Genomic DNA, 13,519 nt, shown 5'->3' with positions numbered 1-13,519 from the left:
ACGGAAAGACGGCTGGAGCAGGCGCGGAGCCGCTCTTCTTCGAGCGGGTCGAGTTCCTGGATGCCTGGCTGGAGAAGCATCACGGGGAGCGGACGGAGCTCTGGCTGAAGATCGCGAAGAAGAACTCGGGCATCACGTCCGTGACGGCGTCCGAGTTCCTGGACGCCGCACTCTGCTACGGGTGGATCGACGGACAGCGCAAGTCCCTCGACGAAACGTACTACCTCCAGCGGATCTCGCCCCGTCGGCCGGGCGGTTCGTGGTCCCTCGTCAACGTACGGAAGGTGGAGGTGCTGACGGCGGCAGGCCGGATGCGGGGACCCGGGATCGCCGAGGTGCGGGCGGCGCGGGAGGACGGGCGATGGGAGTCGGCGTACCCGTCGCAGAAGGAGGCCACGGTGCCTGCCGACCTCGCCGCCGCGCTGGCCGCCGTCCCGGGAGCGGCCGAACGCTTCGAGCGGCTCGGCAGGACGGACCGTTACCTGGTGATCCTCGAGCTGCTCAAGGCGAGGACACCCGAGGTCCGGGCCGCCCGCCTCGACCGCCGTGTCACGAAGCTGGCGGCGGGCGGGACCACTCCCTGACCGCGATGCTCCCTGCCGCCGCCCGTCAGGCGGTACGGATACCGAGGAGTTCCGGCTTCGTGGCAAGCGCGGCAAACCGCCCGGCCGGATCTTCGACCAGCCGGCGGGCCGTCAGGTCGAGGATGCCGCCCACCCCCGTGATCTCCGCAGCCACCGTGCCGTCGTCCTTGACGATCTGCTGCCGCAGCTCGAAGGTCTTCCCCGCGCCGTAGAAGAGCTCGCAGCTGACGCGCACCCTGTCCCCGCCCCGCAGCTCCCGGAGGTACTTCACCGTCACTTCCAGCTGCACCGGCCCGACTCCATGGGCGAGCAGCTTCTCCTGGGCCACCCCCGCGTCCCGCAGGAGCTCCCACCGGGCATGTTCGGCGTACTGGAGGTAGACCGCCTGGTTGAGGTGGCCCTGGGTGTCCAGTTCGTATCCGCGCACCGTGACATCGACGAAGAAGGTCATGAGCAGCGCAACACGCGCGTCCCCTCCCTCATTCCTCTCCGTCACAGTGGTGTGCGGCCTCTTTACGAACCTGTCATGTCCCGCTAACTTCCTGAATGCAAGAGATTACAGAAAGGTTCTGACGGAGATTTCCGTCAGAGCACTGCTCGCCCGAACCCCGAGGCGCGTCCGGGTTCTCCGGCGGGGCCCTGGCAGCCGCTCGCGGAGCGGCTGTGCTGTCGGCAGTCGCGGTCCACCCGCCCGCGGCCCTCCCCTGGAGACACACGAATGAGACGCACCCCTGTCCGGCTGTTCGGACGCCCTGCGGCGGCCGCAGCCGTCGCGGCGACGGTGATGCTGGGGCTCCTGACCCCGGCGCCCGGCCCATCCGGCTCGGAGCCGGCCGTGCCGGCGGCCGCCTCGGAGTCCACCGCCACCGTCTTCTACTACACGAAGACCAGGAACTGGTCCGCCTACCGGCTGCATTACGCGCCCGACGGCGGCTCCTGGACCACCGTCCCCGGGGTGGCCATGGAAGCCGCGTGCACGGACTGGGTGAAGAAGACCGTCCCCCTGGGCAGCGCGTCCGGCCTGGCCGCGACGTTCAACGACGGCTCCGGCGTCTGGGACAACAACGCCGGGAAGAACTACGCCCTGGGCACCGGCGCCATCACCGTGAAGGACGGCGTGGTGGCCCACAGCGACCCCTGCGCCGGGACCGGTACGGAGCCCGAGGAGGAGGCCCGCACGGCCTCGGTCTACTACTCGACCGCGACGGTCGGCTGGACGACCACCAACCTCCACCACCGGCCGGCGGGCGGGTCCTGGACCACGGTGCCCGGCGTGGGTATGGAGCCCGCGTGCACCGGCTGGGTGAAGAAGTCGGTGGACCTCGGCTCCGCCTCGTCCATGCAGGCCGCCTTCAACAACGGCAACGGCGTCTGGGACAACAACAACGGCGCCGATTACACGCTCCCCGCCGGTCTCACCACGGTGAAGGACAAGAAGGTCACGTCTGGCGCCGGGGACCCGTGCGCCGCCGCGACACCCGACACCCAGGCCCCGACCGCCCCCGCGAAGGTGTCGGCGAGCGCGGACGGCGTGTCCGTCGTGCTGACCTGGGCCCCGTCCACCGACGACCGAGGCGTGACGAAGTACCAGGTGACACGGACGGGTGGCACCAAGGGCACGGCGGTGACCGATGTCGGCTCCACCGTCTACTCCGACACCGGCCTGGAGGCGAAGACGGCCTACAGCTACACCGTCAGAGCGGTCGACGCCGCGGGGAACGTCTCGGCGGCCTCCGCCACGGCCACCGCGACCACCGGGGAGAAGCCCACCGCCCCGGCCTCCGGGAAGCCGCTCGGCACCGATCCCCGCAAGGATCCGATCTACTTCGTCCTCACCGCCCGCTTCAACGACGGCGACACGGCGAACGACCGGGGCGGCAGCCAGCACGGGAAATCGGGCAACGCGGCCAACGACGACCCCATGTTCCGGGGCGACTTCAAGGGCCTGGTCGACAAGCTCGACTACATCAAGGGCCTCGGCATGTCTGCCGTCTGGATCACCCCCGTGGTCCTGAACCGGTCCGACTACGACTACCACGGCTACCACGGTTATGACTTCTACGAGGTCGACTCCCGGCTCGAATCCGCCGGGGCCTCGTACCAGGACCTCATCGACGCGGCCCACGCCAAGGGCATGAAGATCTACCAGGACGTCGTCTACAACCACTCCTCGCGCTGGGGCGCCAAGGGCCTGTTCGCCCCGAAGACGTACGGGGTCCGCGACACCCAGTGGAGCTGGTACTACGACGAGAAGAACGACGGCTTCGAGTACGACGGCCTCACCGTCGAGCCGAAGTCCGGGAAGTCGTACTACAACGGCGACCTGTGGTCCACGGCGGAGCCCTCGGGCAACACGTGCGTCAACTGGGGCACCCCCACCGGGTCCACCTCGCCGGAGGGCTACCGGATCTACAACTGCCAGTGGCCCAGTCCCACTTCCGGCATGTTCCCGAAGGCGTACTACCACAATTGCTGGATCGGCAACTGGGAGGGCGAGGATTCCCGGAGCTGCTGGCTGCACGACGACCTCGCCGACTTCAACACCGAGAGCGCGCCGGTGCAGAACTATCTGATCGGCGCCTACAACAAGTACATCGACATGGGCGTCGACGGCTTCCGCGTCGACACCGCCGTACACATCCCCCGCACGACGTGGAACCGCCGCTTCCTGCCGGCCATCCAGGAGCGCGTCACCCAGCAGTTCGGCACCGAGGCCGCGAAGAACTTCTTCGTCTTCGGTGAGGTCGCCGCCTTCGTCAACGACAAGTGGAACCGCGGCTCGGTCAACCACTCCGCGCAGTTCTACACGTGGAAGGAGCGCAAGGAGTACAGCCCGGACGACGAGAAGGCCGCCCTGGAGATGTACGACTACGAGCAGCAGCAGGGCACCGGTTCCCAGCCGGCCTCCACCAATGCGTTCCTGGACGGCAACACGTACCACGCGCCGGACCACAGCGAGTTCTCCGGGATGAACGTCATCGACATGCGCATGCACATGAACTTCGGTGACGCCGCCAACGCGTACAACAACGGCAAGGACTCCGACGACAGTTACAACGACGCCACCTACAACGTCGTCTACGTCGACAGCCACGACTACGGCCCCAACAAGGGCAGCGAACGGTACGCGGGCGGCACGGACGCCTGGGCCGAGAACATGTCGCTGATGTGGACCTTCCGGGGCATCCCCACGCTCTACTACGGCTCGGAGATCGAGTTTCAGGCCGGCAAGAAGATCGACTGCGGGCCCACCTGCCCGCTGGCGACGACCGGCCGGGCGTACTACGGTGCCCATCTGGCGGGCGACGTCGAGGCGACGGGCTTTGGCATCGTCGGTTCGGCGACCGGTGCGGTCGCGGACACCCTGGCGAAGCCGCTGGTCAAGCACGTCCAGCGACTCAACCGGATCCGCCGTGCGGTGCCCGCCCTGCAGATGGGGCAGTACTCCACGGAGGGCATCACCGGCTCGATGGCGTACAAGCGCCGCTACACCGACACGGCGAGCGGCACGGACAGCTTCGCGCTCGTGACGGTCTCGGGCGGCGCCACGTTCACAGGTGTCCCCGACGGCACGTACAAGGACGCCGTCACCGGCGACACCCAGGTGGTGACGGGAGGGACGCTCGCCGTCCCGGCGCCGGGCAAGGGCAATCTGCGGGTGTACGTCCTCGATCTCGGCGGGAAGAACGCGGCCCCGGGGAAGATCGGTGCGGCGGGTCCCTATTTGAAGTGAGCCAGGGTGTGACGGACGCGCCGGGGCACGCGTCCGTCACACCGGCCCCGCTCTCACCGGCCGGCGTCCACCCGGCGCAGGTTGCGCAGGAGGTACTCCTTGCGGTTCAGCGGGTCGCGGTCGGTCCTGGGCCTGTGCGGAGCGGGTCCGTCGACCGGCCGGTAGTCCTCGAACGCCGACTCCAGGACTCCCTCGCCGCGCGTCATCCCCGGGAGCAGCTGCTGCAGCTCATGGACGCGGGCGGCCGGGATCACCCCCTCGACCGCGCAGACGCCGTCCTGCGTCTCCGGGGGCCCGGGGACGGCGCGCAGCCGCGCGAGGGCCGGCACGAGCGGGCCGAGGGCGTCGGCCGGGAGCTCGGCACGGAAGCGGTGCATGGGCTCGTACACCGTGGTCCCGGCCTGCCTCAGCGCGTCCATCAGCACCAGGGGCGTCAGGTTGCGGAAGTCACCCGCCGTGCTGGACATGCTCTTGTCGAACACGGCGTGGGAATGGCTCTGCCGGGGCCAGTATCCGGAGTGGGTCATGGTGACCGTGCAGTCGGTGACCCGCCATCCGTGAATTCCCTGACCGAGTGTCTCCAGCACGGTCTCCTCCACCGCACGCATCAGGGAGTACGGCATGGAACCGAGCTCCACCTCCCGGCGGAATTCGACCCCGCTGCCGAAAGCGGCCGGCTCCACCCGGAGTCCGACGGTGGCGAGAAAGGGATTCGGCTCCTTGTCGATGAACTCGACGGCCTCGCCCACCCCGGACGGCCGTTCCAGACAGATGGTGGTCGTCTCCCGGAAGCCGACGTCGATGCCGTACTCGTCCGCGAGGGTCGCCTGGATGACCTCCTTCTGCACCTCGCCGTAGAGGGACAGGGACACCTCCTGCCGGAGGTCGTCGGTGCGTACGCCGATGAGCGGGTCCTGCTCCGCCAGATGTCCGAGCGCGATGTGCAGCGCGCCCCTGTCCTGGCGGCGGCACGGGGTGACGACGGTTTCCAGGGTCGGCGGAGCGAAGTGGGCGTGCGTCGGCCCCGCGGGCCCCGGGTCGCCGATCCTGTCCCCGATCCGGACGCTGTGGAGACCGTTCAGCCTGCCGATACGGCCGGCGGGGAGCGAGGACCGGCGGACGTCCGTCCCCTGGTCGAAGACGGTGATGGCGGAGATCTTGCCCTCGCGGCCCTCCTTCTCGCCGTCCCCCCGCAGCCGCACGCGTTCACGGGTGTGTACCGCCCCGCCGAACATGCGGGCGTACGCGATCTTCTCCCCCGCCGGGCCGCGTTCGACCTTGAACACCGCTCCTGAGGCCGGGCCTCCGGGGTCCTGGTCCGTCACCGGCAGGAACTCGGCGATGCCGGCCGTCAGTTCGGCCCCGCCCGCGCCGGTGGCCGCGGAGCCGAAGTAGACGGGGTGCACCAGCGCCTGCCGGGTCTGTGCCGCCAGCCGGTCACGCAGTTGGTCGTACGGCACGCCGGCCACGCCTTCGACGTACGCCGCGAGGAGTTCGTCGTCGTGCGTGGTGAGCAGGTCGGTCAGCGCGGTGGTGAAGTCCCGGTCCGCGGCGGTGAACGGCCTGGTGCGGGCCCCTCGGGTCCCCAGGCCGTCGGCCGCGCCCATGGCGACGACCGCGGGTGACAGCCGGCGCGGTCGGTCTTGTTCACGAACACGAGCGTGGGGATACGGAGGCGGCGCAGCGCCCGCATAAGGATCCGGGTCTGCGCCTGGACGCCCTCGACGGCGGACACGACGAGTACCGCGCCGTCGAGGACGCCGAGGACACGTTCCACCTCGGCGATGAAGTCGGGGTGTCCGGGGGTGTCGATGAGGTTGACCGTGACACCGTCGACGACGAAGGACACCACGGCGGACTTGATGGTGATGCCGCGCTGCCGCTCCAGGGCGAGGCTGTCGGTCCGTGTGCTGCCGTCGTCGACGCTGCCGACCGCGTCGATGACTCCGGCGGTGTACAGCAGCCGCTCGGTCAGGCTCGTCTTACCGGCGTCGACATGCGCCAGAATTCCCAGGTTCAATGTGTGCACTGAGCTTCGGGTCCTCGAGATAGGTGTGAATGCCTGTCTGGGTGGACACAGAAGCTCGGCGCATGAACATCTCCCTGTTCGGTGGTTCGGTGCCGGAATTACAGCAGGGCGCCTCGTCGAGGGGCAATCGATTAATTCGGCAGGTGCGGGAATCGCAGTTCGGTGCGGCTGCGCGCGGTGTCGCCGGGGCGCAGCACGGTGGTGGGCAGGTCCGGCCGGTTGGGTGAGTCGGGCAGGTGCTGGGTCTCCAGGCAGATGGCGCCGTGCCGTTCGTGGCGCCGGCCGGTGCCGTCGGTGAAGGAGCCGTCGAGCTGGTTGGCGGTGTAGACCTGGATGCCGGGCTCCGTGGTCCACACCTCCAGGATCCTGGCCGCGTCCGGGGCGGTGAGGCGTGCGGCGCGTCGCAGGCCGCCGTCGGCGTCCCGGAGCACCCAGCAGTGGTCGAAGCCGCCGGCGGCTTCGAGCTGTGCGTCCTCGGTGCCGACGCGTTCCCCGAGGAGCCGGGGCGTGGTGAGGTCGAACGGGGTGCCGCGGACCTCGGCCGGCGGTCCCAGGGGGATGCCGTCGTCGTCCACGGGCAGATAGGAGTCGGCGTCGACCTCGAGGTGGTGGCCGAGCACGTCGCCCTGGCCGGCCAGGTCGAAGTAGGCGTGGTTGGTGAGATTGACGACCGTGGGGCGGTCGGTGACCGAGGCGTAGTCGACGGCAAGGGTGCCCGCGGTGTCGAGGGTGTAGGTGACCGTGGCGTCCAGAGCCCCGGGGAAGCCCATGTCACCGTCGGGGCTGTGCAGGGTGAGCCGGACGGACACGGTGTCGTCGGTCAGGGCCGGGGCCGCTTCCCACACCTTGGTGTGGAAGCCGTCGGGCCCGCCGTGCAGGGCGTGGCCCCGGTCGTTGGCGGGGATGTGGTGTTCGGTCCCGTCCAGGACGAAGCGGCCGTGGGCGATGCGGTTGGCGTAACGGCCGACGACGGCGCCGAAGTAGGGGTGCTTGGCCGTGTAGTCGTCGAGGGTCGCGAGTGACCGGACGACGGAGGCGGCGGCGCCCGTGGTGTCGGGCACGGCGAGGCGGTGCAGGGTCGCGCCGTAGGTCAGGACTTCGGCTCGGACCCCCGTACCGCTGTCGAGGGTGTACAGGTCGGTCCGGGTCCCCTGGACGGAGCCGAACGGGGTGCGGTGCACGGTGGGGCGCTGCATCAGAGATCCTCGGTGTGGCCGGAGCCGGGGACGGCCGTGGTGGACTCGCGGACGACGAGGCGGTAGCCGGGGCGTGGCCTGCGCGGTTCGGCGACGGGTTCGCCCGAGAGCTGCTCGACGAGGCTGTCCACGGCGAGGCGGGCGATGGCTTCCTTGTCGGGGGCGATGGTGGTGAGCGAGATGGTGGTGTAGCGGCTCTCCTCGATGTCGTCGAAGCCGACGACGGCGATGTCCTGCGGGATCCGCAGGCCGCGTGCGGTGATGGTCCGCATCGCGCCGACGGCGATGAGGTCGTTGTACGCGAACACGGCGTCGGGCCGGTGATCCCGGTCGAGGAGCTGCGCCATGCCGGTGGCGCCGTCCTCGCGGCCGTAGCCGTCGGTGACGACGACGAGGGACTCGTCGGGTGTGATGCCGGCGGCCTCCAGTTCCTCGCGCCAGCCCCTCAGTCGCAGGTGCGCCGGCTGGCGTTCCCGGCCGGTGCGCGATCCGAGGAAGGCGATGCGCCGTTTGCCCTGGCCGACGAGGTGGCGCACGGCCTCGCGGGCCGCCGCCACGTTGTCGATGGCGATGTGTTCGTAGGGCGCCTCGTACTCGCGCTCGCCCAGCAGGACCAGTGGCGCGGTCTCGGTGCGCGCCATGAGGTCCTCGGTCTCCAGATGGATGGGGCTGAGGATGAGACCGTCGATCACATGGGACCGGAATCCCTGGCTGACCAGTAGTTCCTTCTCCTTGAGGCCGGCGGTGTGGTCGACCAGGACGGTGTAGTCGTGCCGGGCGGCCGCGTCGATGACCGCTCCGGCGAGCTCCGCGAAGTACGGGTTGCCGAATTCGGGGACGGCGAGGGCGATGATGCCGGTGCGGCCCTTGCGCAGATGGCGGGCGGTGAGGTTCGGCCGGTAGCCGAGCTCGTCGATCGCCTGTTGCACCTTGGCGCGCATGGCGGGTGTGACGTGCTGATAGTTGTTCACCACGTTCGACACGGTCTTGATGGACACGCCCGCCCGTTGTGCAACGTCCTTGAGGCTGACGCCCACGGCACTCCTTGGTTCGGCTCGGCTTGGCTGCTGGTCCGGCCTCAGCGGCCGGCTCGTCGTCAGGTGCTTCTGCGACTGCGCGCGAGATAGCGCTGGGCCACCACGACAACGATAAGGAAGCCGCCGCTGACGACCGACTGGTAGGAGGAGTTGAGCGAGCCGATCTGGTTGATCAGGTTCTGAATGACGGCCAGCAGCAGGACGCCCCAGAGGGTTCCGCTGATCGATCCCGCGCCGCCGATGAGCAGGGTGCCGCCGATGACGACGGCGGAGATCGCGTCGAGTTCCATGCCCACGCCGACGATGGTGACGCCGGAGGAGAGCCTGGCCGCGTTGAGTGCGCCGGCGAGTCCGGCGAGCAGGCCGCTGAGCGTGTAGACGAGGATCTTCGTCCGCGCGACGGGGAGCCCCATCAGGGTGGCGGCGTCGCTGCTGCCGCCCACGGCGAAGAGGGTCTGCCCGAACGAGGTGCGCTGCAGGACGAGTCCGCCGGCGCCGAAGAGCACCAGGGCGATGACGATCGGGTAGCCGAAGCCCCAGACGCTGCCCTGGCCGAGTTCTCCGAAGGCGGAGTCCTTGGGCACCAGGTAGGTGGTGGCGCCCTCGTCGGTGAGGGCGAGCAGCAGGCCGCGGGCGCCCAGGAGTGTGGCGAGGGTGACGATGAAGGGCGCCATGTTGCCGCGGGCGATCAGGAATCCGTTGAGCAGGCCGATCCCGCCGCAGACGACGAGGGGGAGCAGGAGCGCGGCGAGGAATCCGTACTGCGAGGCCCAGGCGGCGAGGACTCCCCCGAGGGCGAAGACCGATCCGACGGACAGGTCGATGCCGCCGGTGATGATGACCATCGTCATGCCGAGTGCGACCACGGCGAGGAAGGACGCCTGGATGGTCACACCGCGGGCGTTGTCCAGTGACGCGAACGTCGGGTAGATGAACGACGCGGCGATCACGACGGCGAGCAGGACCGCGAGGACGCCCTGGCGTTGCAGGAGTTCCGCGGCGCGCTGCCGCCCGGTCTGGCCGGGGCCGGCGGCGGGAGGGGCCTTGGGCGCTTCCGGTGCGGCCGGGGCCGGGGCGGCGGTGACGGGCTTGGTTTCGTTCATCGGGACCGACGCTCCCGGGCGACGTAGACGGCGGCGATGATGATGGCCGCCTGGGCGATCTGTGCGGTGGAGTCGGGCAGGTCGTGCTTGACGAGCGTGGCGCGCAGGAGCTGCATGAGCAGGGCGCCGGCCACGGTGCCGAGCACCCGGACGGAGCCCCCGTTGAGGGGTGTGCCGCCGACCACGACCGCCGTGATGGCGGAGAGTTCCATGAGGGTGCCGAGCGAGGACGGGTCGCTGGCGGTCAGCCTGGCCGTGGCGAGGATGCCGGCGAGGGCGGCGAGCACTCCGCAGAGCACGTACACGCCGATGAGGACCCGCTTGACGGGCAGTCCGGCGAGCGCGGCGGCGGAGCGGTTTCCGCCGACGGCGACGATCTGCCGGCCGAAGGTGGTGCGCTGCACCAGGAAGGCGACGGCGAGGGCCAGCACCCCGGCGATCCAGACGACGAGCGGGATGCCGAGGAAGGAGCCGGTGCCCAGCGACAGCAGGTCGGGGTTGACGATCTGCTTGAGCTGGCCGTCGGCCATGACCAGCGCGAGTCCGCGGCCTCCGACGAAGAGCGCGAGTGTGGCGACGATGGGCTGCAGCCCGACGAGGGAGACGAGGGCGCCGTTGACGGCGCCGACGACCGCGCCGGCCAGGAGGGCGACGACGAGCGCGGGAACGAGCCCGTAGCCGAGGTAGAGCGGGAGGAAGGCGGCGGCGAGCGCCATGGTCGAGCCGACGGACAGGTCGACGCCTTCGGTTCCGATGACCAGGGCCATACCCAGGGCGACGATGACGATGGGGGCGACCTGGACGAGCTGGGTGCGGAAGTTGTCGGCGGTCATGAAGTGGTCGGTGAACAGCGCGTTGAAGAGCAGCACCACGGCCACCGCCACATAGACGCCGTAGCGCTGGTACCAGGCGGGGTCACGCAGCCGGGCCAGGGGGCTCACCGGCTTGCGGGGCTTGTCGCTCTTCGCGGGCGGGGCGACGGCGGTCTGGGTCATCGGGGGTCCTCCTGGGCGGCCGGGGCCCGGTCCGCCGGATGCGGTGCGTGGTCGGCGAGCACTTCGAGCAGCCGGTCCTCGGCCACCTCGTCGCCCGACAGCTCGCCCGCGACAGCTCCGCCGCGCAGGACGACGATCCGGTCGGCGCCTTCGATGAGTTCCTCGATGTCGGAGGAGATGAGCAGGACGGCCAGGCCTTCGCGGGCGAGATCGTCGACGAGGCTCTGGACCTCGGCCTTGGCACCGACGTCGATACCGCGGGTGGGTTCGTCGAGCAGCAGGACCTTGGGCTCCAGGCAGAGCCAGCGGGCCAGCAGGACCTTCTGCTGATTGCCGCCGGAGAGTTCCCCGACCTTCTGTTCGGGGCTGGATGCCTTGATCCGCAGGCGCTTCATGAAGATGTCGACGATCCGGTCCTGCTTGGCGCGCGAGACGACACCGGCCCGGGAGAGACGGGGCAGGGCAGCCAGGACGATGTTCTCCCGGACGGAGAGGCCGGGCACGATTCCCTCGGCCTTGCGGTCCTCGGGCAGCAGGCTGATACCGGCGCGGATGGCGGCGGCCGGGGTGAGGCGCTTCAGCGTGGTGCCGTCGACGGTGAGCTCGCCGGCGTCCAGGGGCAGGGCACCGGACAGCGCCTTGGCCGTCTCGCTGCGGCCTGAGCCGAGGAGTCCTCCGAGGCCGAGCACCTCGCCCGCGTACAGCGACACGGATATGTCGTGGAGCTGGAGGCGGCTGGAGAGGCCGGTCGCGGTCAGCACGGGCGTACGCGCCGCCTCGTGACCCTCCGCGGCGAAGTTCGTGACGCCGGAGCGGCGGACCTCGGAGAGGTCGCGGCCGAGCATCATGGACACCAGCTGCATGCGGTCGAGGTCGGCGAGGTCGCCGGTGTGGATGTGGCGACCGTCGCGCAGGACGGTGACGCGGTCACAGATCCGGTAGAGCTCGTCCATGCGGTGACTGACGTAGAGGACGGCGATGCCCTGGCCGCGCAGGCGTTCGATGACGCGGAAGAGGGTCTCCACCTCGCGTGGTTCGAGCGAGGAGGTGGGCTCGTCCATGATGACGACCTGGGCGTTGACGGACACCGCCCGTGCGAGGGCGACCATCTGCTGCGTGCCCACGCCGAGGGTGTGCAGGGGGCGCCGGGGGTCGACGCGTACGCCGAATCCGTCGAGCAGTTCGCTCGTCTCGCGGTGCATGCGGGTGAAGTCGATGAGGCCGAACCGGTTCCTCGGTTCGCGGCCCAGGAAGATGTTCCGCGCCACGCTCATCAGCGGGACGAGATTGACCTCCTGGTAGATCGTGGAGATACCGGCCTGCTGTGCTTCGAACGGCCGGGCGAACCGGACGGGTTCACCCGACATCCGCAGTTCGCCGCCGTCCGGCCGGTACACACCGGTGAGCACCTTGATGAGGGTGGACTTGCCCGCGCCGTTCTCCCCGACGAGTGCGTGGGTCTCCCCCGCGCGCAGGGAGAAGCTGACGTCGTCGAGGGCGACGACCCCGGGGAACCTCTTGCTCACCGAGCGGGCTTCGAGCACGGTGGCGGCCGTGTCCTGGGCCGCCTCCTGTGCCTGCGGTACTGCTTCGGGTGGTGCCATGGGTCTTCTTGGCCTTCCGCTGTCCAAGGGTGAGGGCCCGGGAGCCGCCGTGGCCCGGTGCGAGCGCCACGGCGGCCGGGGGCCGATGCGTTCAGGAGCGGATCAGTACGCCCCGCCGAGCGATGCCTTGGCGTTGCTCTCGTCGTAGGCGCGGTCGGTGATGATGACGTTCTCGGGGATCTCGTCGCCGCCGTAGAACTTCTGGGCCGTCGCGAAGGCCAGCGGGCCGAAGCGGGGGTTGGACTCGATGACGGCGTTGTACTCGCCGTTGACCAGGGCCTGCACGGCGTTGCGGGTGCCGTCGACCGAGACGATCTTGACGTCCTTGCCGGGCTTCTTGCCGGCGGCCTTCAGCGCCGTGACGGCACCGAGGCCCATCTCGTCGTTCTCCGCGTAGACGGCGGTGATGTCGGGCTTGGACTGGATGAGCTGCTCCATGACCTGCTGGCCCTTGTCGCGGGCGAACTCACCGGTCTGCTGTGCGACTATCTCGATACCGGGCGCCTCGGCCTTGATCCGGTCGACGAAGCCCTTGGTCCGGTCCGTGGTGACGTTGTTGCCGGAGGCGCCGAGGAGGATCGCCACCTTGCCCTTGCCGTCCGTCGCCTTGATCATCGCGTCGGCGGCCCGCTTGCCCTGCTCGACGAAGTCGGAGCCGAGGAAGGCCACGTAGTCCTTGCAGGCCGTGGCGTTGACCTTGCGGTCGATGGTGAGGACCGGCACCTTCTTCGCCGCGGCTGCCTTGAGCGCCGGCTCCAGACCGTCGGAGTTGAGCGGTGCGATGATGAGGAACTGGGCGCCCTGCGAGAGCATGTCCTGGATGTCGCTGATCTGCTTGGACAGCTGCGACTGCGCGTTGGTGGTGAGCAGCTTCTTGACGCCGATCTTCGCGGCCTCGTCCTTGATCGACTGGGTCTCGGCGATGCGGAAGGGGTTGGCCTCCTTCTCCGACTGGGAGAAGCCGACCACGGCGTTCTTCAGGTCGATCTTGGGTGCGCCGTAGCTCTGCAGGGAGCAGCCGGGGCCGGATGCCGCCTCGGGGGACTTGGCCGCCTGGGCTCCCTGGCTGCTGTCACCGCCCGCGCTGTTGGAGGTCTCCGACTTGGAGCAGCCGGAAACGGCCAGCGTGGCGGTGGCGGCGATCAGGCAGGCCGCGGCGAGGGTACGGGATCGACGCTGGATCATCATGCGCGGGACGCTCCTTGGCGAGGTGACGGCACACCGTTCTGCGTGCGGTC

9 protein-coding genes and 1 pseudogene are annotated in these 13,519 nt (G+C 69.7%); 2 read left to right on the top strand and 8 right to left on the bottom strand.

Annotated elements, in window-relative coordinates:
- Positions 1–56: 56 nt before the first annotated feature.
- Positions 57–584 (top strand): YdeI/OmpD-associated family protein, encoded by a 528-nt coding sequence (locus AB0P41_RS12770; protein ID WP_365932118.1) that lies wholly within the window; start codon positions 57–59, stop codon positions 582–584.
- A gap of 25 nt (positions 585–609) precedes the next feature.
- Here AB0P41_RS12770 and AB0P41_RS12765 read toward each other — a convergent pair whose 3' ends face one another.
- Positions 610–1,035 carry an acyl-CoA thioesterase gene (locus AB0P41_RS12765; RefSeq protein WP_365932116.1) on the bottom strand — a complete coding sequence of 142 codons (426 nt, stop codon included), beginning with the start codon at positions 1,033–1,035 and terminating at the stop codon, positions 610–612.
- 267 nt (positions 1,036–1,302) lie between these two features.
- On the opposite strand from AB0P41_RS12765, the gene AB0P41_RS12760 reads away from it, so the two are divergent.
- A complete protein-coding gene (locus AB0P41_RS12760; RefSeq protein WP_365931771.1) occupies positions 1,303–4,317 on the top strand; it encodes a carbohydrate binding domain-containing protein in 3,015 nt (1,004 codons plus the stop codon).
- A gap of 53 nt (positions 4,318–4,370) precedes the next feature.
- Here the strand turns inward: AB0P41_RS12760 and AB0P41_RS12755 are convergent.
- From AB0P41_RS12755 to AB0P41_RS12725, 7 genes and pseudogenes are all read right to left on the bottom strand, one after another.
- A pseudogene (locus AB0P41_RS12755) lies at positions 4,371–6,346 on the bottom strand (translation factor GTPase family protein).
- A 131-nt stretch (positions 6,347–6,477) separates the two neighbouring features.
- Entirely contained in the window at positions 6,478–7,542 is a 1,065-nt protein-coding gene (locus AB0P41_RS12750) for an aldose epimerase family protein (protein ID WP_356707072.1), read from the bottom strand.
- A complete protein-coding gene (locus tag AB0P41_RS12745) occupies positions 7,542–8,579 on the bottom strand; it encodes a LacI family DNA-binding transcriptional regulator (protein WP_356707073.1) in 1,038 nt (345 codons plus the stop codon). Before AB0P41_RS12745 ends, AB0P41_RS12750 begins: the two co-directional genes overlap by 1 nt.
- Before the next feature lie 59 nt (positions 8,580–8,638).
- Positions 8,639–9,682: an ABC transporter permease gene (locus AB0P41_RS12740; RefSeq protein ID WP_356707074.1), complete on the bottom strand. Its 1,044-nt coding sequence runs from the start codon at positions 9,680–9,682 to the stop codon at positions 8,639–8,641.
- Complete coding sequence (locus tag AB0P41_RS12735; protein ID WP_356707075.1) at positions 9,679–10,677, bottom strand: ABC transporter permease; 999 nt, start codon at positions 10,675–10,677, stop codon at positions 9,679–9,681. The genes AB0P41_RS12740 and AB0P41_RS12735 overlap by 4 nt, the downstream gene beginning before the upstream one ends.
- On the bottom strand, positions 10,674–12,281 hold the full coding sequence (locus AB0P41_RS12730) for a sugar ABC transporter ATP-binding protein (RefSeq protein ID WP_365931768.1): 1,608 nt from the start codon (positions 12,279–12,281) through the stop codon (positions 10,674–10,676). Before AB0P41_RS12730 ends, AB0P41_RS12735 begins: the two co-directional genes overlap by 4 nt.
- Before the next feature lie 102 nt (positions 12,282–12,383).
- Complete coding sequence (locus AB0P41_RS12725) at positions 12,384–13,469, bottom strand: ABC transporter substrate-binding protein (protein ID WP_356707077.1); 1,086 nt, start codon at positions 13,467–13,469, stop codon at positions 12,384–12,386.
- Positions 13,470–13,519 lie beyond the last annotated feature (50 nt).

The organism is Streptomyces sp. NPDC079167 (genome assembly GCF_040686735.1).
Taxonomy (GTDB): Bacteria; Actinomycetota; Actinomycetes; order Streptomycetales; family Streptomycetaceae; genus Streptomyces.
The sequence above is the reverse complement of the archived record's forward strand: the minus strand, read 5'-3'. Positions and strand labels throughout refer to the sequence as shown.

Excerpts from the sequence above, each read along its gene's own strand:
- AB0P41_RS12765 (WP_365932116.1), bottom strand. The coding sequence starts at position 1,035 with ATGACCTTCTTCGTCGATGTCACGGTGCGCGGATACGAACTGGACACC.
- AB0P41_RS12760 (WP_365931771.1), top strand. The coding sequence starts at position 1,303 with ATGAGACGCACCCCTGTCCGGCTGTTCGGACGCCCTGCGGCGGCCGCA.
- AB0P41_RS12750 (WP_356707072.1), bottom strand. The coding sequence starts at position 7,542 with ATGCAGCGCCCCACCGTGCACCGCACCCCGTTCGGCTCCGTCCAGGGG.
- AB0P41_RS12740 (WP_356707074.1), bottom strand. The coding sequence starts at position 9,682 with ATGAACGAAACCAAGCCCGTCACCGCCGCCCCGGCCCCGGCCGCACCG.
- AB0P41_RS12735 (WP_356707075.1), bottom strand. The coding sequence starts at position 10,677 with ATGACCCAGACCGCCGTCGCCCCGCCCGCGAAGAGCGACAAGCCCCGC.
- AB0P41_RS12730 (WP_365931768.1), bottom strand. The coding sequence starts at position 12,281 with ATGGCACCACCCGAAGCAGTACCGCAGGCACAGGAGGCGGCCCAGGAC.
- AB0P41_RS12725 (WP_356707077.1), bottom strand. The coding sequence starts at position 13,469 with ATGATGATCCAGCGTCGATCCCGTACCCTCGCCGCGGCCTGCCTGATC.